Origin of the sequence: Mangrovibacterium diazotrophicum (assembly GCF_003610535.1) — a bacterium.
Taxonomy (GTDB): Bacteria; Bacteroidota; Bacteroidia; order Bacteroidales; family Prolixibacteraceae; genus Mangrovibacterium; species Mangrovibacterium diazotrophicum.
This window is the reverse complement of record NZ_RAPN01000001.1, coordinates 2,619,755-2,640,248: the sequence shown is the minus strand read 5'-3', so window position 1 is coordinate 2,640,248 and position 20,494 is coordinate 2,619,755. Positions and strand designations below refer to the sequence as shown.

General features: G+C 44.5%; 19 protein-coding genes and 1 tRNA gene. 16 read left to right on the top strand and 4 right to left on the bottom strand.

Annotated features, from left to right (window positions below):
- Window positions 1-37: 37 nt before the first annotated feature.
- The 6 genes from sufB (at window position 38) to BC643_RS10460 (ending at window position 7,771) form a co-directional block, all read left to right on the top strand.
- Entirely contained in the window at window positions 38-1,483 is a 1,446-nt protein-coding gene (gene sufB, locus BC643_RS10485; protein ID WP_120273041.1) for a Fe-S cluster assembly protein SufB, read from the top strand.
- 65 nt (window positions 1,484-1,548) lie between these two features.
- Window positions 1,549-2,298, top strand: a complete 750-nt coding sequence (sufC, locus tag BC643_RS10480; protein WP_120273040.1) for a Fe-S cluster assembly ATPase SufC — start codon at window positions 1,549-1,551, stop codon at window positions 2,296-2,298.
- Window position 2,299: 1 nt separating this feature from the next.
- Window positions 2,300-3,664: a Fe-S cluster assembly protein SufD gene (sufD, locus tag BC643_RS10475; RefSeq protein ID WP_120273039.1), complete on the top strand. Its 1,365-nt coding sequence runs from the start codon at window positions 2,300-2,302 to the stop codon at window positions 3,662-3,664.
- Window positions 3,665-3,822: 158 nt separating this feature from the next.
- Entirely contained in the window at window positions 3,823-5,520 is a 1,698-nt protein-coding gene (locus tag BC643_RS10470) for an LVIVD repeat-containing protein (RefSeq protein WP_120273038.1), read from the top strand.
- A gap of 180 nt (window positions 5,521-5,700) precedes the next feature.
- Window positions 5,701-6,921 carry an aminotransferase class V-fold PLP-dependent enzyme gene (locus tag BC643_RS10465; RefSeq protein ID WP_120273037.1) on the top strand — a complete coding sequence of 407 codons (1,221 nt, stop codon included), beginning with the start codon at window positions 5,701-5,703 and terminating at the stop codon, window positions 6,919-6,921.
- A gap of 247 nt (window positions 6,922-7,168) precedes the next feature.
- A complete protein-coding gene (locus tag BC643_RS10460; protein ID WP_147377194.1) occupies window positions 7,169-7,771 on the top strand; it encodes a hypothetical protein in 603 nt (200 codons plus the stop codon).
- Between the two features lie 132 nt (window positions 7,772-7,903).
- Here BC643_RS10460 and trxA read toward each other — a convergent pair whose 3' ends face one another.
- From trxA to rbr, 4 genes are all read right to left on the bottom strand, one after another.
- Window positions 7,904-8,209: a thioredoxin gene (trxA, locus tag BC643_RS10455; protein WP_120273035.1), complete on the bottom strand. Its 306-nt coding sequence runs from the start codon at window positions 8,207-8,209 to the stop codon at window positions 7,904-7,906.
- The gene (locus tag BC643_RS10450; protein ID WP_120273034.1) at window positions 8,196-8,426 is read right to left on the bottom strand and encodes a DUF6132 family protein; all 231 of its coding nucleotides are present in this window, start codon (window positions 8,424-8,426) and stop codon (window positions 8,196-8,198) included. The genes trxA and BC643_RS10450 overlap by 14 nt, the downstream gene beginning before the upstream one ends.
- 98 nt (window positions 8,427-8,524) lie before the next feature.
- Window positions 8,525-9,178, bottom strand: a complete 654-nt coding sequence (locus tag BC643_RS10445; RefSeq protein WP_120273033.1) for a Crp/Fnr family transcriptional regulator — start codon at window positions 9,176-9,178, stop codon at window positions 8,525-8,527.
- A gap of 65 nt (window positions 9,179-9,243) precedes the next feature.
- Window positions 9,244-9,819: a rubrerythrin gene (rbr, locus tag BC643_RS10440; RefSeq protein ID WP_120273032.1), complete on the bottom strand. Its 576-nt coding sequence runs from the start codon at window positions 9,817-9,819 to the stop codon at window positions 9,244-9,246.
- 202 nt (window positions 9,820-10,021) lie between these two features.
- Between rbr and BC643_RS10435 the strand changes: the two genes are divergently transcribed.
- The 10 genes from BC643_RS10435 to BC643_RS10390 all read left to right on the top strand — a co-directional run bounded on the left by BC643_RS10435 (window position 10,022) and on the right by BC643_RS10390 (window position 20,492).
- The gene (locus tag BC643_RS10435; RefSeq protein ID WP_120273031.1) at window positions 10,022-10,444 is read left to right on the top strand and encodes a SufE family protein; all 423 of its coding nucleotides are present in this window, start codon (window positions 10,022-10,024) and stop codon (window positions 10,442-10,444) included.
- Window positions 10,445-10,455: 11 nt separating this feature from the next.
- Window positions 10,456-10,761, top strand: a complete 306-nt coding sequence (locus BC643_RS10430) for an iron-sulfur cluster assembly protein (protein ID WP_120273030.1) — start codon at window positions 10,456-10,458, stop codon at window positions 10,759-10,761.
- 77 nt (window positions 10,762-10,838) lie between these two features.
- Complete coding sequence (gene queG, locus BC643_RS10425) at window positions 10,839-11,759, top strand: tRNA epoxyqueuosine(34) reductase QueG (RefSeq protein WP_120273029.1); 921 nt, start codon at window positions 10,839-10,841, stop codon at window positions 11,757-11,759.
- A gap of 55 nt (window positions 11,760-11,814) precedes the next feature.
- A complete protein-coding gene (locus BC643_RS10420) occupies window positions 11,815-12,303 on the top strand; it encodes a YdeI/OmpD-associated family protein (protein ID WP_120273028.1) in 489 nt (162 codons plus the stop codon).
- Between the two features lie 54 nt (window positions 12,304-12,357).
- Window positions 12,358-12,429, top strand: a tRNA-Gly gene (locus BC643_RS10415).
- Window positions 12,430-12,657: 228 nt separating this feature from the next.
- The gene (locus tag BC643_RS10410) at window positions 12,658-14,670 is read left to right on the top strand and encodes an alpha amylase C-terminal domain-containing protein (protein WP_120273027.1); all 2,013 of its coding nucleotides are present in this window, start codon (window positions 12,658-12,660) and stop codon (window positions 14,668-14,670) included.
- 50 nt (window positions 14,671-14,720) lie between these two features.
- Window positions 14,721-15,725: a GSCFA domain-containing protein gene (locus tag BC643_RS10405; RefSeq protein WP_120273026.1), complete on the top strand. Its 1,005-nt coding sequence runs from the start codon at window positions 14,721-14,723 to the stop codon at window positions 15,723-15,725.
- 106 nt (window positions 15,726-15,831) lie between these two features.
- The gene (locus BC643_RS10400) at window positions 15,832-17,781 is read left to right on the top strand and encodes an amylo-alpha-1,6-glucosidase (protein WP_120273025.1); all 1,950 of its coding nucleotides are present in this window, start codon (window positions 15,832-15,834) and stop codon (window positions 17,779-17,781) included.
- Window positions 17,782-17,812: 31 nt separating this feature from the next.
- Complete coding sequence (locus BC643_RS10395) at window positions 17,813-19,105, top strand: glycosyltransferase family 4 protein (RefSeq protein WP_120273024.1); 1,293 nt, start codon at window positions 17,813-17,815, stop codon at window positions 19,103-19,105.
- A gap of 16 nt (window positions 19,106-19,121) precedes the next feature.
- A complete protein-coding gene (locus BC643_RS10390; RefSeq protein ID WP_120273023.1) occupies window positions 19,122-20,492 on the top strand; it encodes a glycoside hydrolase family 57 protein in 1,371 nt (456 codons plus the stop codon).
- Window positions 20,493-20,494: the final 2 nt, after the last annotated feature.

The window sequence follows — 20,494 nt, the reverse complement described above, 5'->3', positions numbered from 1 at the left end:
AGGATTGTTATAGTACCACAGAATATACTCTTAGAATATGGAAGAACAAGATAAAATTTTAGAAGAAGTAACGTCGAGGGAGTATCAGTTCGGTTTCGTTTCTGATTTTGACATGGATACCATTCCGAAGGGACTGAGTGAAGATGTGGTCCGGATGATTTCTGCCAAAAAAGAGGAACCCGAGTTCATGCTGAACTTCCGGTTGGAGGCCTTCCGTAAATGGCAAAAAATGGCCATGCCGGATTGGGCTTATTTGAAAATTCCGCCAATTGATTTCCAGGATATCATCTATTACGCGGCTCCGAAGAAAAAACCACAATACGAAAGTCTGGACGAAGTAGATCCGGATTTATTGGAAACCTTCAATAAATTGGGGATTCCATTGGAAGAACAGAAAATCCTTTCAGGTGTTGCCGTTGATGCGGTGATCGACAGTGTTTCGGTGAAAACAACTTTCAAAGAAACCCTGGCAGAGAAAGGAATTATTTTCTGCTCGTTCTCGGAGGCGGTGAAGGAACATCCTGATTTGATTCAGAAATACCTGGGGATGGCCGTTCCGGTTACCGATAACTATTTCGCAGCACTGAACTCCGCCGTTTTCTCGGATGGTTCGTTCTGCTACATCCCGAAAGGGGTGAGATGTCCAATGGAACTTTCAACCTATTTCCGTATCAATGCTGCCGGAACCGGCCAGTTTGAGCGTACGTTGATTGTTGCCGACGACGAAAGCTACGTGAGCTACCTGGAAGGTTGTACCGCTCCGATGCGTGACGAAAATCAGTTGCACGCAGCCGTGGTTGAAATTGTAGCTTTGGACCGTGCCGAAGTGAAATATTCGACCGTTCAAAACTGGTACCCTGGTGATAAAAACGGAAAAGGTGGTGTTTACAACTTTGTGACTAAGCGTGGTGTTTGCCGCGGCGAGTCTTCCAAAATTAGTTGGACACAGGTTGAAACCGGTTCTGCGATTACCTGGAAATACCCAAGCTGTATTTTGATGGGCGATAATTCAGTTGGTGAGTTCAACTCAGTAGCTGTAACCAACAACTACCAGCAAGCCGATACGGGTACAAAAATGATTCACATTGGTAAAAACACGAAAAGTACGATTATCTCGAAAGGTATTTCAGCCGGACGTAGCGACAACGCGTATCGTGGTTTGGTGAAAGTAATGCCTGGTGCAACCAACGCACGTAACTTCTCGCAGTGCGACTCGTTACTGTTGGGTTCAAATTGCGGTGCACACACGTTCCCGTACATCGAAGTGGCCAATAAATCATCGATTATCGAGCACGAAGCAACCACTTCGAAAATTGGTGAAGACCAAATCTTCTACTGTAACCAGCGAGGTATTTCAACCGAAGATGCGATTGGTATGATCGTGAATGGTTACGCCAAAGAGGTATTGAACAAACTGCCAATGGAGTTTGCCGTTGAAGCGCAAAAACTTCTTCAAATTAGTTTGGAAGGTAGCGTTGGTTAAGCTGCCGAACGAAACGGCAAAAGAATTTGGATTTTTAAAAATGTAATTTGGAATTTAGAACAGATATGCTAACAATAAAGAATTTAAAAGCCTCAGTAGAAGGTAAAGAGATATTGAAGGGAATCAATCTGGAAATTAAGCCGGGTGAGATTCACGCCATCATGGGACCTAACGGTGCCGGAAAAAGTACGTTGGGCAACGTGTTGTCGGGTCGCGACGGTTACGAGATCGAAGAAGGCGAAGTAAGCTTCCTTGGTGAAGATTTGTTGGATCTTTCTCCGGAAGATCGTGCCCGTAAAGGTTTATTCCTGAGCTTTCAGTATCCGGTAGAAATTCCGGGTGTGCCAATGGTTAACTTCCTGAAGACTTCGGTGAACGAACACCGTAAATTCAAAGGTTTGGAACCGTTGACAGCTGGCGAATTCCTGAAACTGATGCGTGAAAAGAAAGATCTTTTGCATTTGGATTCTCAACTGACAAATCGTTCAGTAAACGAAGGTTTCTCGGGTGGTGAGAAAAAGAAAAACGAGATCTTCCAAATGGCGATGCTTGAACCTAAATTAGCCATCCTTGACGAAACCGATTCAGGTTTGGATATCGACGCTTTGCGTGTGGTTGCTGAAGGTGTGAATGCACTGAAAAGCCCTGAGCGTTCAACGATCGTGATTACACACTACCAACGTTTGCTGGATTATATCGTGCCCGATTTCGTTCACGTGCTTTACAATGGTCGTATTGTGAAGTCGGCCGGTAAAGAGTTGGCACTAGAGTTGGAAGAAAAAGGATACGATTGGATTAAAAAAGAATTGGTTTAAGATGACGCAAACGCTTATCAATAAAAAAGCTGTAAACGAAAAGTACAGCGCGTTGTTTCAGGCTAGCCGGGCTGCGCTTGACGAAGGATCTTCGCCTTTGTTCAACCGTATGCGCGAGATTTCCCTGAAGCGCTTCGAGCAGGTTGGTGTTCCCGGATTCAAAAACGAGGATTACAAATACACCAATTTGGAGCGTGTTTTTGGGAAAGACTATCGACCTGTTTTAGCCTACGAAACTGTAGATGTAGATTTAAATGAAGTGTTCAAATGCGATGTTCCGCAGTTGGACACTTACACGATATTATTGGTTAACGGCTGGTATTACGCCCGTAACAAAGAACTGGAAGGATTACCCGAAGGTGTTGTGGTGGGTAGTTTGAAACAGATTGCCAACGAGAAACCGGAATTGGTTGAAAGCTTTCTGAACCGTCAGGCGGCTTTGTCGAACGATCCGTTGGTTGCTCTGAACACTGCTTTTGCACAGGATGGTTTTTTCCTGTATGTGCCGGACAATGTAAAGTTTGAAAAACCTGTCCAGGTAATCAACCTGACCCGCGCACAGGAATCTGTGTTTTCAACCCAGCGTAACCTGATTGTTGCCGGTAAAAACAGTGAGGCAAAAGTTATTTTCTGCGATCACACGTTGACTTCAACTGAATGTTTGGGGAATAATGTAACCGAAGTGTTTGTTGGTGACGAAGCGGTTGTGGATGTTTACACAATCCAGAATCAAAACAACAAGTCGAACTCGGTGAACTCGACTTTCTTTAAGGTTGGCGAAAAATCAAACTTGCTTTCCGGCGTTGCTACTCTGCATGGCGGATTGATTCGCAATAATTTGGTCGTGAGTTTGGATGGAGAAAATGCCGAAGCCAGCGTTTTCGGAATGTCGTTTACCGACAAGCGCCAGCATGTTGATAATTACACCAACATTCAACACAACCAGGCAAATTGTTTGAGTAACCAGCTTTACAAAAACGTGCTCGACGAGGATTCAGTTGGTGCATTCACCGGGCGCATTCACGTTGCACGCGATGCGCAAAAAACAAATGCGTTCCAGCGGAACAACAACGTGTTGTTGACCGACTCGGCCAAAATGAACACCAAGCCTCAGTTGATTATTGACGCTGATGATGTTAAATGTAGTCACGGTGCAACTGTTGGTCAAATCGACGAAGACGCCTTATTTTACCTTCGTGCACGTGGTATTGGCGAAAAAGACGCCCGCATGATGCTGATGAATGCCTTCGCACACGAGGTTGTTCAGGAAATTCGTATCGAGCCGTTGCGTGATCGGATTGATGAGTTGGTTGAAAAACGACTGAAAGGGGAGTTGGCAAAATGCCATTCCTGCGATAAAAATTAAGATATTATTATAATATATCTACCTAAAGGCTCGTTATTTACGAGCCTTTACTTGTTTAAAGATATTTGCTTATATTGCCCTCTCTACCGTGGAAAAGTAGAGACGTGAAAGAGAAAGAGAATTTATTTGACTTAGTAATGCTTGTTAACCGATTGTTTATGAGACAATTTAAACTTTATGCGCTTGTATTGATTGGAATGATTATGTTTGCTTGTGATTCAGGAGATTCAGAAACGGATTCTCAGAGTGATCAGAAAATTGTTCTTCAATTGCAAAACCTCGATGGCCGCGTTCACACCGATAACGCTGGCGTAGTCGAAACCAAAGGCATTGCAGAAATGCCTGAAAACTTCTACAGCGTTCAGATGAACGTTGCTAAATCGGCTACAATTGAATCTGATGTGGCCAGTGACTTACCATTGACATTAATTGCCGAAGTTGATGCTCCCGAGTACGAGGGGTTGACTTTGCAGGCAACACATGTTTGCTTTAATGGAAACTATGCTTACGTATCCTATAACGTGAAAGGTGCAACCTACTTGGGAGCTGTGGATGTGATCGACATCACCGACCCGGCTTTGCCCCAGTTGGCGATGCAGGCTGTTTTCCCGAGTATGGACATAAGCTCGTTGACAATCAAAAACGGAGTTCTTTACCTGGCTGGTGCCCGCGATGTGGATGCATACGAGGATGTCACAAATCCTGCCGTATTGGTAAAAATGAACCTTGATGGAGATATGTTGTCAGATGACATTACCTTCCTTGAGCTGAGCAGCTTTGTTGGTACCGATGTTGTGGCAGGCGAAAGCTATTTCTACTGCGTATCGGGCAGCACGGGTGCGTTGACTGCGTTTTCGTATACCGATGATGCCGTTGCTGCAACCGTTGAAACGAACGACCTTCGTGCGGTCGGTGTCGATGGCGAAAACCTGGTAACTTTAAGTGGAGCCGATGGTATTCATGTTTACGATATCAATGCAACCGCTGAGAAATTGAATTTCTCGGTTTCGGATGATGTTGAAGAAGCAAAACGTACAATCGACTTTTACGACGGTTACGTTTTGGTTGCTGAAGGTTACGACGGCATGGGAGTTTACAGCGTAACGGACGGTTCTCAAAAAATCAACATCCCGGTAGCATCGGTAACCGACGAGGATATCAGCCTGGATGATGTGGTTTGTAATGCGGTTACCGCCAGCGACGACCATATTTTTATGGCCGAAGGTGCAGCCGGTGTCGTTGTTTACAGTTTGGTTGATAACGGACTTGACAGCCCGGAAGAAATTGGTGGTTTGAATTTGGAAGGATCTGCCAACTATGTGAGAGGCGGCGGCGATTACATCTTTGTAGCCGATGGAACAGGTGGATTGAAAATCCTGAAAATTGTGACGACATCCGCTTCAGATGAGGATACCAGCTCTGACTATGCTTGCGACACTTATCCTGCTTATTCGGGAAGTAGCTGGTTGAATGTCAACTCAAACGATGACCAGGCTTACAGTGGTTCGGCCAGTTTGGGTGGTATCAATATCAGTGCTCAATTAATCTGGTGTGGTTCATTGGCGGTAAGCCAGCATGTGAATGTCAATTCACAAGGCGAATTCGTGCTCATCGGTTCGTTAGCTACAGGTCAAAAAGCAAACGGAAACGCTAGTAGTGGATCGTCGCTGATTGTAAACAGCAAGATGATTGTTGATGGCTCATTGGTTGTTTACGGCGACCTGATTGTTAACAGTGGCGGCTCGTTGGAGTTTGTAGGTAGTAGCAGCTCAATCGCTGTATACGGCGATGTTACCGTGAATAACAGCGGCGAGATCATCGGCGATTTCACCGACGAAACAGGTAATGTGAAGTAAAAAATTGGACTCAGATATATTATCAGGAAATCCATCCCTTGGGATGGATTTCTTTTTTTGTACAAGTTTCTGAAAGTCTCAATGTTGAAGATTTGTTAACCAACTTCCCGGATGATGCCGAAATAGAATGTGCAAATAAAAAATTAGTAGTTTTGTGTGAAAGCATAAAACCGGAAGTAAATGACACTCGATATAGCCCGCATTCGTAAAGATTTCCCGATTCTGGAACAAAAGGTTTACAACAAACCGTTGATTTATTTGGATAGTGCCGCTTCATCCCAGAAACCGGTTCAGGTTTTGAAGAAGGAGGAGCAATTGCACCTGGAATACTACGGTAATATTCACCGTGGAGCCCATTTCCTGGCCGATAAAGCAACCAACGATTACGAAGCGGTGAGAGATCAGCTGAAGGGTTTTATTAACGCTCCGGCTCGCGAACAAATCATTTTTACCAAAGGCACAACGGAAAGCATCAACTTAGTTGCTTTTTCGTTTGGGGAAGCGTTCATCAAAGAAGGTGATGAAATTATCGTTTCAGAAATGGAACACCACGCCAACATTGTTCCCTGGCAAATGATGGCTCAACGAAAAGGTGCAAAAATCCGCGTTTTACCCTTCGAAGACAATGGTCGATTGATGATCGAGAAACTGAATGAGCTGATCAATTCGAAAACCAAGCTGATTGCGGTTTGCCAGGTAGCGAACACTTTGGGCACGATTAATCCGGTGAAAGACATTATTACCAAGGCACATGCTAAGGGGGTAAAAGTATTGGTTGACGGTGCACAGGCAATCAATCACCTCGTTGTTGATGTGCAGGACCTGGACGCTGATTTTTATGTGTTCTCAGCTCATAAAATGTTCGGGCCGAATGGAGTAGGAGTGCTTTATGGACGGAAAGAATTGCTGGATGAAATGCCGCCTTATCAAGGTGGAGGAGAGATGATTTCGGAAGTGAGTTTCGAAGGTACGACCTACAATGAATTGCCATATAAGTTCGAAGCAGGAACGCCGCATATTACCGGTGTAATAGCTTTTGGTGAGGCCATCCGCTATTTGACGGACTTAGGGGTTGAGGCCGTTGCAGAATACGAACACCAGTTGCTGACTTACGCTACCGAAAAGCTGCTGGAGATCCCCGGCATGATTATTTACGGAACACAAGAGCAAAAATCCGGGGTGATTACATTCAACATAGAAGGCATTCATTCATTCGACATTAGTACAATGCTCGACAAAATGGGAATTGCCGTGCGTTCGGGACGCCTTTGTGCCGATACAGTGATGCAACATTACGGCGTTTCGGGAACAATCCGCGCTTCCTTTGCAGTTTACAACACGTTGGAAGAAATAGACCAGTTTATTGCTGCCTTGAAGAAATTGATGGTGATGCTGAGCTAATTCCAATCTCCAATTTGAATTTTGAGGATTTCTTTTGAGTACTAGGCCGTTTCCTATCCTTTAGCCGTTAAAGCATAACTCCTTAGTGTTTAACTTTGAATTATGTAAGTTAAAGTTGTAACTTAGGTGGAAATCAGCGATGGATTAGCCGGAATTGAAAGGTGCAGGCGAGGTGTTTAATCTCGGTGTCGGGAGGAAACGTGGATTAGATCAGGCTGTTCATCCAATACACAAAAAGAATCGGGTTATGGCACCTCATCGTCATCTAATCGTACTATGTGGTTTATTCTTCTTCCTGTTAAACGGGCTGAGTGCTCAGGATAACTATTACTACAATGGGAATGAGAAGGTCTTCTTCAGTGAGGGTGACCCGCAAGTGGCCCGTATAGGGACTAGTGACATTTCGGCCAGCGATTTGGATCACCTGTTGCAGGAAACCGGCATCGTCCGTCCCGATTCTTATACGGCAATGGAGGGGCAGGTTGGTCAATTGGAAGTAAGGCTTTATCCACCGCATACGGCCGACGAACTTTGGTGTCTATTGTGGGCTGATGAGCGTATCGACTATGTATCCGGACAGTTTTACCAATTCGGATCAGACGACCCGTTTTATTTCACATGGGAAATCGTGGTGCAGTTGAAAAAGAAAGAGAGTGTAGGGCGTTTTCGTCAGTTGGTGAGCGATTATGGGTTGAACATTGGTCGGGAAGATCTGCATCGGTTGCCCAAATTTTTGCTGGTTGCCACGAGTCCGGATATTGATATTATAAACACGGCTAACCGGTTGTACGAAACTGGTTTGTTCGAGTATTGTTGTCCGGATGTCTTGAAGCAATATCATTTTTACTAAATAAAAACAGGAACTCATACGAGTCCCTGTTTGCTTCCTCTCCCCTTTTGTTGCTTTTAGATAATAGATTCCCTTTCGGATTCAGAAGCGCAATATTTTAATCAACTGCTGTCAGTTGAGTTTTGTCTGATATTATTTTTGGGATGTTACCTTCCTGACAATACTCGCTATCTGGTCGGCCTGCATCACTCCACTACCGCTCCATTTTACTTGTCCGTTTTGGAAGATTTTTAGTGTCGGGACACTTCTAACCTGATAGTGTTGAGCAATTGCGGGGTTTTTATCGACATCAATTTTAATGATCCGAATATTCTCGCCCAACTCGGTTTTTAACTGCTGCAAAATTGGCCCCATCATCTTACATGGTCCGCACCAGGTAGCAAAGAAATCGACCAAAACCGGGGTGTTCCCGCTAATGATCGCATTAAACTGCTCCATCCTGATCCTCCTCTTTTGCTGCAGGCTTTTTCTTTAAATCGCTAACGAAATAACCCAGTAAACCGCCGTACAAGGAGCTGGTATGCCAGTTCGACTGTATCGGACAGGTGCCCGAAGTACAGCCAATATAATACCAGTACAGGAACCCGGCGATAATGCCGATTCCGGTTCCAAATAGCTGCCATTTATATTTTGAAGTGAACTTCCTGAGTTTCATTATCGAAATAATTTCCGACAAAAAAAGGAATTCAAAATTGAACTGAATGTGACCTTTGTCACATAGCTAGTTAAAATATTTAAAAAGTATTAATTACTCTAATTGAATTGATCTGTTATTGGGGTGTAATCAATTACTTCACGACTTAGACTAACGAGCCCTTTGGTCTCCATTTGCTTAAGCAAGCGGCTGATAACTTCGCGGGAGGTGTTCAGGTGATTGGCAATATCCTGATGTTTTCCTTTGAAGATGGTTTCGCCTGTTGCTTTAAAGTGCGCGTAGAAGAACCGGGTTAAGCGGTCGTCCATTTCTAAGAATGCAACTGCGTCGATTGTGTCGAGAAGCTCGTCGAAGCGTTTGCGATAAGAGTACATGATGTAAGTTTTCCAGGAAGGGTATTTAATCATCCATTGGTCGAGCTGCTCAGCTGGTATCCGAATCAACATGCTGTCGTTGTCGGCATAAGCGCTGATGTTGCTTTGTTGTTCGCCGATACAGCAAGTAAGTGCCATGCTGCATGCTTCGCCGGGGTTTAAAAAGTACAGTAAAAGCTCGCGGCCTTCGGCGTCTCTGCGAACAATGCGGATGTTTCCTTCCAGAACAATCGGTAGAGATTTGATATATTGTCCCTCTCTCAATATCTCATCTCCAGTGTTGAAGTTTTGAGTAATGCCACATGCCTGCATCTCCTCAATCAATTCTTTCTCAAAAAACGGAAAGCGCTTTTCGAGTTCTGGCAGAATGCTGTTCATGTATATATAGTTAACCTGTTTATCGATAGAAAATCGGGAATACGTGATTCCCGATATCAAATATACTAAAAGTTTGTGGCTTCGAGCTCAAAATAAGCCTGTTCATGTTCGCAGGCAGGGCATTTTTTAGGTGGACGGGCCGATTCGTGCAGGAATCCGCACACGCGACATTTCCAGGTTACTTTGCCTTCACGCTCGAAAACTTTACCTTCTTCTAGGTTTTTGTAAAGCTTGCGGTAGCGTTCTTCGTGGTGTTTTTCAATTTTTGCAATTGTTTTAAAAACGGTAGCCACTTGTTTGAACCCTTCCTCTTCGGCGATGCGTGCAAACTCAGGGTACAATTCTGTCCACTCTTCGTTTTCGCCCGCTGCAGCTGCTTCCAGGTTTTCCAACGTGGTTCCTACTTTGCCAGCCGGGTACGCTGCGGTAATTTCAACCATGCCTCCTTCCAGGAACCCGAAGAAACGGTTGGCATGCGCTTGTTCGTTAATGGCTGTTTCTTCAAAAAGAGCAGCTATTTGTTCCAGCCCCTCGGCACGGGCTTGCTTGGCGAAAAATTCGTAACGGTTTTTGGCTTGTGATTCGCCTGCAAATGCTTTCAGCAGGTTCTTTTCTGTCTGTGATCCTTTCAATGAATTCATATCGACCTAATTGTTGTTAATTTTTGGTTGTTTTTACCAAAAGTACGAAAAATGGCTCCCTCTTATTATGTTTGGATTTAATTTAGAATTATTCAATGAAGCCCGGATTTTTGTCTTTTCCTTAATTATTTGGTTCGATTTTGCGTGATAGTTTTTGTTGCTTGATTTTTTTGCGACATTTGAGACCTTAAACGAATGAATTATGACGATTGAGCAAATCCAGGCGGAAATAAACGACGAGTTTTCGATTTACGAGGACTGGATGGACAAGTATAGTTACCTGATTGAGTTGGGTAACGATTTGCCGGAGTTGAACGCGAAATTGAAAAATGACCAATACGTGATCAAAGGCTGCCAAAGTCGTGTTTGGCTGGTGCCTGAGTTGAAAGACGGAAAAATTTACTTTCAGGGCGAAAGTGATGCTGTCATTGTAAAAGGATTGGTTGCATTGCTGTTGCGGGTTGTGTCGGGCCATACGGCAGACGAAATTTTGGGCAGCGAGTTGCATTTTGTCGACGATATTGGTTTGAAGCAGCATTTATCGCCAACACGTTCCAACGGGCTGGTTGCGATGATCAAACAAATTAAGCTATACGCTGTTGCTTATAAGAAGATTTCAGAATAGGAGGTTGTTGTATGGATAGCAGAATTGATCTGATTATTGAAAAACTGAAAGATGTTTACGACCCGGAGATTCCGGTTAATATATACGATTTGGGCTTGGTGTACAATGTTGATGTTGACGACTCAAGCAAAGCCAACATCGTAATGACACTGACTGCCCCAGGTTGTCCGGTTGCGGATATGTTAGTTGAAGATACCCGACAGGCTGCTTTGGCCGTTGAGGGAATCGAGGATGCTCATGTGGAGCTGACATTTGAACCGCCTTGGGACAAATCGATGATGAGTGAAGAAGCGCGCCTTGAGCTCGGATTCTTCTGATAATGACTAACAAAACAGCGTAGAAGCTTTCAGATACAAACCCGGATAGTCCGGGTTTTTTTATACCTTGTTGGTTGATGGATAAACATGAACGGATAAAGCAAAAGGCAGTCGAGCTGGGGTTTCTGGCTTGCGGAATTTCAGCGGCGGGTTACCTGGTTGATGAAAAAGAGCGGTTGAGAAGTTGGCTGGCAGAAGGGATGAATGGCGAGATGGAATACATGGCGCGCAATCATGAAAAACGTCTCGATCCCCGTTTGCTGCACGAAGGAACCAAATCCGTGATTTCCGTTTTGCTGAACTATTATCCCAAAGAACGACAGCTTGATCCGGAAGCACCTGTTCTCTCCAAATACGCTTACGGCACCGATTATCATTTTGTGTTGAAAGACAAGCTGAATGAATTGCTGAAGTTTATCCATGATGAAATTGGGCCATGTAACGGGCGGGCGTTTGTGGATTCGGCTCCGGTTTTGGATAAAGCTTGGGCTGTTCGCTCCGGCCTAGGCTGGATTGGGAAAAACACAAACCTGATTTCAGTGGAGCACGGTAGTTTCTTTTTTATCGGAGAACTGTTGGTCGATTTGGAGCTGAAAACGGATGATCGGATCGTCAGCAATCACTGCGGTAATTGTACGCGCTGTATCGATGCCTGCCCAACCAAGGCAATTGTGGCTCCTTACGTGGTTGATGCCCGTCGGTGTATTTCATACCAGACCATCGAACAGCGGGGAGAGATTGACAAGACTTTGGAAGGTCAATTCAAGGATCGGGTTTTTGGCTGCGATATTTGCCAGGATGTTTGTCCCTGGAATTTGAAGTCGGAACCGCATGAAGAACCCGCTTTCGATCCACACCCGCGGTTGATGGAGTTAAGTCGGCTGGATTGGCAAAATATGGATGAGTCACTTTTTGCGGAGCTTTTTCGCAAGTCTGCAGTAATGCGAACCAAGTACAGTGGGCTGATGCGAAATCTGAAGTTTATTGGAAAAAGCTGATATTATTGAGGGCTAGACATAATGTCACAGCCTTATAAGAATAATACTGAAGAATATGTCGATTAAGCGTTTCGAATACAAAACTATTTTATTCCAGATGGAACAGGGCATTCCCGGAACTTTTGCCGGTTTTCCGTATGATGTTCGGAAGGAATTTGAAACCGGGGGCCCGGTTAGGATAAATTGCTGGATCGACGGAGAGCATAAAACGGGGAGCCTGGTACCAATCGGCAATGGAGAGCACGCCATTCACATACGCAAAGAAATTCTGTATAAAATAGGGAAGGAAGAAGGAGATGAAGTTCATCTGGTTGTTGAGCAGGATTTGTCGCCCCGGGAACTGGAGATCCCGGATGATTTTCAATGGCTGTTGGACGAAGATCCGGACTTAAATACAAAGTTTGAGCAGCTTTCCTTCAGCAACAAATCATCCATTATAAACTACATTAATTCGGCAAAACGAGCAGAAACGCGCGTTAAGCGGATCGAAAACTTCATACAGCGCATCAAAATCGGCTTCTTTCCAGGACAGAAATTAGAATAATTAGCACCGTCGGAATCAGGAATTAAAAAATAATTTACATTTGATCACTATTTCGCGGGAGTAGCTCAGTGGTAGAGCATCAGCTTCCCAAGCTGAGGGTCGCGGGTTCGACCCCCGTTTCCCGCTCGCAAAAAATCAGTCAATTCGAATCGATAATTGGCTGATTTTCTTTTTATATAAGATTCGCTGTAGATTGTACAAATAGTGATAGTCAGTTGGTTAATGCGTATGTTGTACAACAAGTATTGGGGAGTTGCTCCAATGAAAAAATGTTGTGAAATCTGCATTAAATGCGGGTTTTAATTGACCACCGGTAGTCTTAAATCCCTATCTTTAGGCAAAAAGCTACTCCTCATGGACACACTAAAATTGATCGCAAACGACCCCTGGCTTGAGAAACATGCTGATGTAATTACTTCAAGGTACGAATCGGCCCGGAGTAAGGAGTTCGAATTGACCCAGGGAGGAAGTTTGCGCGATTTTGCAAGTGGCTACTTTTATTATGGACTTCACCGCACAAATGAAGGCTGGGTTATTCGCGATTGGGCTCCCAACGCAACAGCCATTTACCTGATCGGCGATTGCAATGGTTGGAAAAAGGATGAAGCATATCGGTTTGCGTCAGTCGGCAATGGAAACTGGGAGTTGCTGTTGTCTTTCGATCAGTTAGCTCACGAAGATTTATACGCTTTTAATATTGAGTGGGACGGTGGCAGTGGTACCCGGATTCCTGCTTGGGTAAAACGTGCCGTTCAGGATGATGAAACGAAGATATTCAGTGCCCAGGTGTGGAGCCCCGAACAAACTTACGAATGGAAGAATCCCGACTTCAATCGCGGAAAAGAGGCTCCGCTGATTTACGAAAGCCATGTTGGTATGGCAGGTGAGGAAGAACGGGTTCATACATATAATGAGTTCCGGGAAAATGTTTTGCCTCGCATCAAGGCGGCTGGTTATAATACGGTGCAGCTGATGGCTATTCCCGAGCATCCCTATTACGGAAGTTTCGGTTATCATGTGTCGAGTTTCTTTGCGCCTTCATCGCGTTTTGGAACGCCGGACGAGTTGAAAGCCTTGATTGACGAAGCACACGGTTTGGGGCTGGCCGTCATTATCGACCTGGTTCACTCGCACGCTGTTAAAAATGAGAATGAAGGCTTGGGAAAATACGATGGTACGCGTTACCAGTTTTTCCACAGCGGGCCAAAAGGTGAACATCCGGCTTGGGATTCCTATTGCTTCAATTATGGCAAAAATGAAGTGCTTCATTTCTTGCTTTCAAATATTCGGTATTGGCTGGAAGAATTCAAATTTGATGGTTTCCGCTACGATGGGGTAACAAGCATGTTGTACTTCGATCACGGTTTGGGAAAAGCTTTTACCGGCTACGATGATTATTACAATGCCAACGTGGACATTGAGGCCACAACCTATTTCTATTTGGCAAACAAACTCATGCACGAGATCAATCCGAATTCCTTGTCGATTGCCGAGGAAATGAGCGGTCTGCCTGGCTTGGCAAGTCCTTTGGCCGACGGAGGTCTGGGGTTTGATTACCGCATGGCGATGGGCGTGCCGGATTATTGGATTAAGCTCATCAAAGAGGTTGCTGATGAAGATTGGGATGTTGGCCAGATTTTTTACGAGTTGACGTCGAAGCGCCTGGATGAACGGGTAGTAAGTTACGCCGAGTCGCACGACCAGGCTTTGGTAGGCGACAAAACCATCATTTTCCGCCTGATTGATAAAGAAATGTATTTCAGCATGCGCAAGGATCAGCCGAATATGACGGTTGACCGTGGCATCGCCTTGCATAAAATAATCCGGTTGGCCACGGCATCCAGTGCTGGTGGCGCTTACTTGAACTTTATGGGTAACGAGTTTGGTCACCCCGAATGGATCGACTTTCCACGCGAGGGGAACGATTGGTCGTTCAAGCATGCCCGGCGTTTGTGGAGTATTGCCGATAATCCAGAATTGCGTTTCCACTGGTTGGCTGACTTCGACCAGGAAATGATGCAGTGGATTAAACGGGAACGATTACTGGAGATTCCTGAAGTTTTCTGGCGCTTCGATAATAAAACCGATCAGATTTTGGCTTTTTCACGGGGTGAATTCCTAGTGGTCTTCAACTTCAACCCGATAAATTCATACACCGGCTACGGCATTCCGATGGATGCTTCGAAGTGGAAGGTTTTATTCGACACCGACGAAGAGCGTTTCGGAGGCCAGGGACGAATTGACAAAGGAATGACTTATTATACCCGTCCTGCGGCGGGAATCAGCAGTCAGCATTATTTAAATCTTTATCTCCCGGCGCGAACCGCAGTGGTTTTCAAAAAGGAAGCTTTTAGGCGTATACGATAATAGCCGACGTTGAGAAGAAAATAGAGATTGTTGCGAAAAAGAGGGATTTTATGAACCAATATTTTACCGAAATAGAAATTGAAAAGTACCCGTGGCGAATGGGCTACCCGGACAAGATCATGTTTATGGGGTCTTGTTTTACGGAGAATATTGGCGAGAAAATGGAGGAACTCAAATTTCAGACCTGTATCAATCCCTTTGGAATTATTTATAACCCCATGTCGGTTGCAGCCAGCCTGCGAAAGTTAATCGAAAAAAGATACTACACCGAGGCCGATTTGTTTGAACAAAGCGGACGTTGGGGAAGTTATGATTTTCATAGCCGATACTCAGGGAGTTCGGCTGCGGACGCGCTTGCTATAATGAATGACCAGGTGGTAAACGGGCATTCGTTTTTGGAGCAGGCAGACTACCTGGTTATCACATTTGGTACAGCATGGGTTTTCAATTTGAAGGCAACGGGGAAACTGGTTGCCAATTGTCATAAATTTCCGGCTTCGGATTTTAACCGCTTTCGCTTAACTTTTGAGCAAATTGTAAGTGAATTTAGGGATTTATTAACGAAGTTGCAGAAATTTAACCCAAATTTGAAATTACTGTTTACGGTTAGCCCGATTCGGCACCTTAAGGATGGGGCAACAGGAAATCAGTTAAGCAAGTCGACTCTTCTTTTGGCTGTGGATCAATTGATAAACGACCAGGGGAAGGCGTATTATAACTATTTTCCATCCTATGAACTAGTGATGGATGAACTACGCGACTATCGCTTCTACGGGGCGGATTTAGTGCATTTATCGCCAGTCGCGGTCGACCATATTTGGTCGAAATTCAACGAAAGTTTAATCGATGATAAGGCTGGGAAACTAATGAGTCGGATTGCCAAATTACGGAAGGCAATTCAGCACCGACCTTTCCGGAAGGACGTTCCGGAATACGAAGATTTTTTAACAAAGAATATGTCTCTATTAGAGGAGTTAACAATTAATTTCCCTTATCTTAACCTGAAGAAAGAAAAAGAATATTTTCGAGCGGAATTGAACGGATGTAAAAAATGACGAACGATCACTTTTGAAATGTTTGACTATGTTTGTAACAAAACCACCCGTCAATTCCTGATAATTATCACAATAACTAATTTTTAGGCCTAAAGTCTGAAAAGCTATGAGCTATCTGAAATTTGATAAGAGTAATTTGGTAAACCTGGAGTATTCACTCACGCGAGAGGTACTTCGGTCGAACCGTGCAGGTTCATACATGAGCACAACAATTGCAGGTTGTAACACCCGAAAATACCACGGACTGCTGATTTGTCCGATTCCCGGTTTGGAAGGTGATAAGCACTTGCTGTTGAGCTCGCTGGATGAAACTGTGATTCAGCATGGTGCCGAGTTTAATCTTGGTATTCATAAGTATGAAGGTGATCATTATGAGCCGAAAGGGCACAAGTATATTCGCGATTTCGACGCGGAACTGGTTCCGAAGACAACCTGGCGTGTAGGCGGGGTTGTGCTGACCAAGGAGCGCCTGTTGGTCGAAAATGAAGAGCAAGCCTTGGTTCGTTACACTCTTGTCGAAGCAAACTCGCCGACGATTCTTCGTTTTAAGCCGTTCCTGGCATTTCGGAGTATTCATCAGTTGAGCAAAGCAAACATGTATGCTAACACCAAGTATGTTCCGGTGGAAAACGGCATTAAGTTGAAAATGTACGACGGCTATCCGTTCCTGAATATGCAGTTCTCGAAAGAAGTCGATTTTGTACCGGTGCCGCATTGGAATAACAGTATCGAATATCAAAAAGAAAAAGAACGTGGTTTCGACTACCAGGAGGATCTTTATATTCCGGGTTATTTCGAAATTCCGATTAAAAAAGGGGAGAGCATTATTTTCTCAGCTTCAACTGCCGAAGCAAAACCGGCGTCAATGAAAGCAAAATTCACAAAAGAGTTATCGAAAAGAACTCCCCGCAACTCGTACCTGAATAGTTTAAAAAATTCCGCTCAGCAATTCATCACAAAAAATGAAGACGGAACTGATATAATTGCCGGTTTCCCTTGGTATACCGGCATCACACGTCAAACTTTTGTTTCCCTGCCAGGCTTGACTTTAGCTCACGGTGACACGGAAACTTTTGAGGAGATAGTCGATACACAATTGAAGGGACTTAAGAATGGACTTTTCCCGAAGCTTTACGGGAAAACGTCGGGCAGCTATGGGGCGATCGACACACCTCTTTGGTTTTTTTGGGCCGTGCAGCATTTATACAGCGACAAAAAGTGCGGGGTTGGTATTTGGTCCAAGTACGGACCTGCAATGAAGGAAATTCTCAACGCATACCGCTATGGGACCGACTATGGAATCCATATGTATGAAAACGGACTGATCGGTTCCGAGTTTGATCAGGAACCATTGACCTGGATGGACTCCATACTGAATGGAAATCCGGTTGTTAAGCGTTATGCGATGCCCGTTGAAGTAAATGCGTTGTGGTACAATGCGATTAGTTTGGCATTGGAGTTAGCGCAGGTTGTTAAAGACAAAGCATTTATTAAAGAATGGGATGAGCTTCCTGCACGTATTGCAAAGTCATTTGTCGACGAATACTGGAGTGATTCGGAAGGTTACCTGGCCGATTCCATCAGTTTAACCAATAAAGATTGGAATGTGAGACCGAATATGGTTATTGCAGCTTCCATGGACTACACTCCTTTGGATAGGGAGAAGCAGAAAGCTATTCTAAGCGTCGCAAAAAAGCAGTTGTTGACTCCGCGCGGGTTGAGAACGCTGACTCCGGAGAGCCCTGTTTATGAGGGGCTGATCGAAGGCGGAATTGCCTTGCGCGAGAAAGCGATTCACCAGGGGGCAGTTTGGCCCTGGTTGATTCAATTCTTTGTTGAGGCTTACCTGCGCATTCACAAACGAGGTGGTTTGCACGTGGCAAAACGCATTCTCGAAGATTTTGAAAGTGACATGTCTGAACACTGTGTTGGATCTATTGCAGAAATGTACACCGGAAACCCGCCACACGCGGCCAAAGGCGCCATTTCGCAAGCCTGGAGTGTTGCTGCCGTAACCCGCTTGTTTAGGATGTTGGTCGACTTTGAAGAAGAATAATATTTGTTTAATTTCTATAGTTCCATAGCGTATGAAAGTATTAATGTTTGGTTGGGAGTTTCCTCCTCATATTTCGGGAGGATTAGGGACGGCTTGCTACGGGTTAACCAAGGGTTTGTCTGAGTTCAAGGATGTTGAAGTTCTTTTTGTCGTTCCCAAAGCTTACGGTGATGAAGATCAATCAAACATGGAATTGATTGGTGCGAATAATGTGTCAATTACCCGGAAGAAAGTGGTCTTCGAAGATCTTCAAAAGAAGATCGACTACTACGAGGTTGAATCGGGCATGGTTCCTTACGTGGACCCCGAGGAATTCTGGAAGATGAGTAGTAAGAAATACACGGAAACCACTCGCTTTGTTGAAACAGACGAAGAAGGGAAGCTGGAGTTTTCGGGTAAATACGACAACAATCTCTTGCACGAGATTTATAAGTATTCGCTGGTTGCAGAAGTGATTGCCCGGGATAACGAGTTCGACATGATTCATGCCCACGACTGGTTGGCCTATCCTGCCGGAATTGCTGCCAAGGAAATGAGTGGCAAACCGCTGGTGATTCATGTTCATGCAACAGACTTCGACCGTAGTGGCGGCAGTGTGAACCCACAGGTCTACGAGATTGAAAAACGCGGAATGGACGCAGCAGATCAAATTATAACAGTAAGTAACCTCACCCGGAAGATTGTGATTGAGCGCTATGGGATAGATCCGGCCAAGGTAACCACTGTTTATAATGCTGTTGAACCATTGAGTCAAGAGGAAAAAATTAGACTCAAAAAAGGCGTTGATGAAAAGATCGTCACTTTCCTGGGACGCATTACCATGCAAAAAGGTCCGGAGTATTTTGTCGAAGCGGCGAACCTTGTTTTGAAAAAGATGAACAACGTTCGGTTTGTGATGGCCGGCAGCGGCGACATGATGAACGCGATGGTCAAACGTGCAGCTGCACTGAAGATCAGCGATCGTTTTCACTTTACGGGTTTCCTGAAAGGAGATGATGTTTTCGACATGTTCCGCATGAGCGATGTTTTCGTGATGCCGTCGGTATCCGAGCCATTCGGAATTGTGCCGTTGGAGGCGATGCAGTCGAACGTACCGGTGATCATTTCACACCAGTCGGGCGTATCTGAAATCCTGAAATATGCCGTGAAAATCGACTATTGGGATACGCATGCTATGGCCGATGCCATTTACGGATTGCTAAACTACCCTGCTTTGTGGAATACTTTCATGAAATACGGGAAAAAAGAAGTGGACAGCTTGCAATGGAGAAATTCCGCGAAGAATGTCCGGGATGTTTATTTAAAAGCTTTGATTAACGAGTAATATAAGGAATAAAACTATGAAAGCCATTTGTTTAAATTTTCAGGTGCATCAACCTTTCCGTTTTCGCAGATACCGTTTCTTCGATATTGGCAATGATCATTATTATTACGATGATTATTCGAATGAAACCATCATGAGAAAGATGGCTGATCACTCTTATTTGCCAACCAATAAAATATTACTTGATTTAATTCGGAAGAATAAGAATGCTTTCAAGGTGAGTTTTACGATTTCGGGAATCGCATTGGAGCAGATGGATTTATACGCTCCCGAGGTTTTGGATTCCTTCATTGAATTGGCCGAAACAGGACAGGTCGAATTTCTGGCTGCACCTTACTCCCATTCGTTAATCTCGTTGAAGAGCCCGGAGTCGTTTAAAGCGCAGGTTGAAAAGCATGCCACCTTGATCCAAAAATATTTTGGACAGGAACCGAAGGTATTTTGTAACACCGAGAAAATTTATTCCGACGATATTAGTGCTGTTGTGGCCGATATGGGCTTCAAAGCCATACTTACGGAAGGTCCGAAACACGTTTTGGGATGGAAGTCGCCCAACTACGTGTATTGCAGTGCCGTCAGTCCAAAGCTGAAGGTGCTGATGCGTAACTTCCAAATGAGTGACGACCTGTCGTTCCGTTTCTCGAACCAGGCTTGGAGTGAGTACCCGCTTACTTCCGAGAAGTTTGTAGGTTGGATGGATTCCAATCCGAAGGATGAGGTGGTCAACCTTTTCATGGATTACGAAACCTTTGGGGAATACCAACGCGAATCAACCGGCATCTTCAAGTTTTTGCAGGAATTGCCGGCGACAGTCGCTAAGAAATCGAAATTCAAGTTTGCAACGCCCTCTGAAATTGCAGATGCATTCCAGCCAATTTCAATCGTTAGTGTTCCTTACCCGATCTCGTGGTCAAACGAGGAACGCGACCTTTCAATCTGGCTGGGCAACGAGCTTCAGCAGGAGGCGTTCAATAAGCTCTATAAACTGGAGCCACGAATGCAGTTTGTTGATGACCCTGCTTTAATCAAAGATTGGGAATATCTGCAGGTCTGCAACCATTTTTATTACATGAATACAAAATTTTTCACCGACGGAAGTCCTCAACGAACTTATAATCCGTTTGAAAGCCCATATGAAGCTTTCATTAATTATATGAATGTGTTGAGTGATTTTGAACTTCGCTTGAATAGTTTTGTTCCTGAGAGTAAGGTTGAGAAGGAAATTGCAGCGTTAAATAAATTATTGGCAGAGAAGGAAGAACGGCTTCGTAAATACGAACTTGAACTTAAAAATCTGCAGTCCGGCACTGTGAAAAAAAACAAAGAGTCGAAGCCGGAAGCCACTAAACGAAAAAAAACCGCAACTAAATCAACCAAGAAAGATTGATG